This is a genomic window from Streptomyces sp. NPDC012935 (assembly GCF_042900345.1).
In the GTDB taxonomy this organism is placed as follows: Bacteria; Actinomycetota; Actinomycetes; order Streptomycetales; family Streptomycetaceae; genus Streptomyces.
The window spans coordinates 1-1,523 of record NZ_JBIBBC010000069.1; the positions used below are offsets into that span (position 1 = coordinate 1).

At 65.5% G+C, this 1,523-nt stretch carries 1 protein-coding gene and 1 rRNA gene; both read left to right on the forward strand.

All coding sequences use genetic code 11. The annotated features are described in order from the left end of the window. Positions 1-896: stage II sporulation protein M (locus ACFY5C_RS41495; protein ID WP_389455268.1), on the forward strand; the 896-nt coding region annotated here is incomplete at its 5' end. Positions 897-1,450: 554 nt separating this feature from the next. Next, positions 1,451-1,523: ribosomal RNA gene (locus ACFY5C_RS41500) — 16S ribosomal RNA — on the forward strand; the annotation flags it as partial.

A 1,523-nucleotide genomic window follows, 5' to 3' on the forward strand; every position in this document is an offset into this window, starting at 1 on the left:
TCTACCAGCGGGCGGCCACGCACCTGTCCCTGATACAGTCCAGCGCACCGGACCCCCAGCTGACCGGCCGCCTCAGCCAGCTCGTGGCCCGCGCGCGCAGCGCCGTCACCGGCACACGCCGAGCCTCCTGGCGCGACGTGACCCGCTTCTTCGCGCACAGCTTCCCCGCCGCGGTCTACCGCTGCCGCCACTGGTGGGTGCCGACCGCGCTCCTGTCCACGCTGGTGGCGGTCCTCCTCGGATGGTGGATCGGCACCCACCCCGAAGTGCAGGCCACCATCGCGGCCCCCAGTCAGCTCCGGGAACTCACCCGCCCCGGCGGCCAGTACGAGACGTACTACTCCAGCCATCCGGCGGCGTCGTTCGCGGCCCAGGTCTGGACGAACAACGCGTGGGCGGCCGCGCTCTGCCTGATCCTCGGCGTCTTCCTGGGCCTGCCCGTGCTCTGGATCCTCTTCCAGAACATGCTCAACGTCGGTGTCGGCATCGGCCTGATGTCGTCGGCAGGACGCCTGGACACCTTCCTCGGCCTGATCCTCCCGCACGGCCTGCTGGAGCTCACGGCGGTCTTCGTCGCCGCCGGCACCGGCCTCCGCCTCGGCTGGACCCTGATCGACCCCGGCCCTCGCAGCCGGCGCTCCGCCCTGGCGGAGGAAGGCCGAGCCGCCCTCGGCATGGCGATAGGCCTCGCGCTCGTCCTCTTCGTGTCCGGCGCCATCGAAGGCTTCGTGACCCCCTCGGGACTGCCCACCTGGGCACGCATCACCATCGGCGTCCTCGCCGAACTGGCCTTCCTCGTCTACGTCTATGTCGTCGGCGGCCGAGCCGCGCGTGAGGGCGATACGGGTGATGTCGAGCAGGCCGAGCGCAGCGCGGCCGTGCCGACCGCCGCTTGATGTGCGTACGGGCCTGATGAGCTGCTAGTCTCCTCTTCGCCCCGCAAGAGCCGTTGACACGGCGCGAGCGGGGAGGTAGATTCGAACAGTTGCCTGGAGGCGGACGCAGTCCGATCCGGGCGGTTGAGAACCTATCTGCTTCGGTGGAACATCGATTCCCGAGAAGCCTCTCCCGATGAATCGGAAAAGAACGGCCGGTCAGTCCGGTCCAAAACTTCTGATAAAGTCGGAACCGCCGGAAAGGGAAACGCGGAAGCGGGAACCTGGAAAGCACCGAGGAAATCGGGTCGGAAAGATCTGATAGAGTCGGAAACGCAAGACCGAAGGGAAGCGCCCGGAGGAAAGCCCGAGAGGGTGAGTACGAAGGAAGCGTCCGTTCCTTGAGAACTCAACAGCGTGCCAAAAGTCAACGCCAGATATGTTGATACCCCGTCTCCAGCTTCTGCTGGGGCGAGGTTCCTTTGAAATAAACACAGCGAGGACGCTGTGAACGTCGGGATCATTCCTCCCGATGTTCCGCTCTCGTGATGTGTGCACCGGATCACCGGTAAACATTCACGGAGAGTTTGATCCTGGCTCAGGACGAACGCTGGCGGCGTGCTTAACACATGCAAGTCGAACGATGAA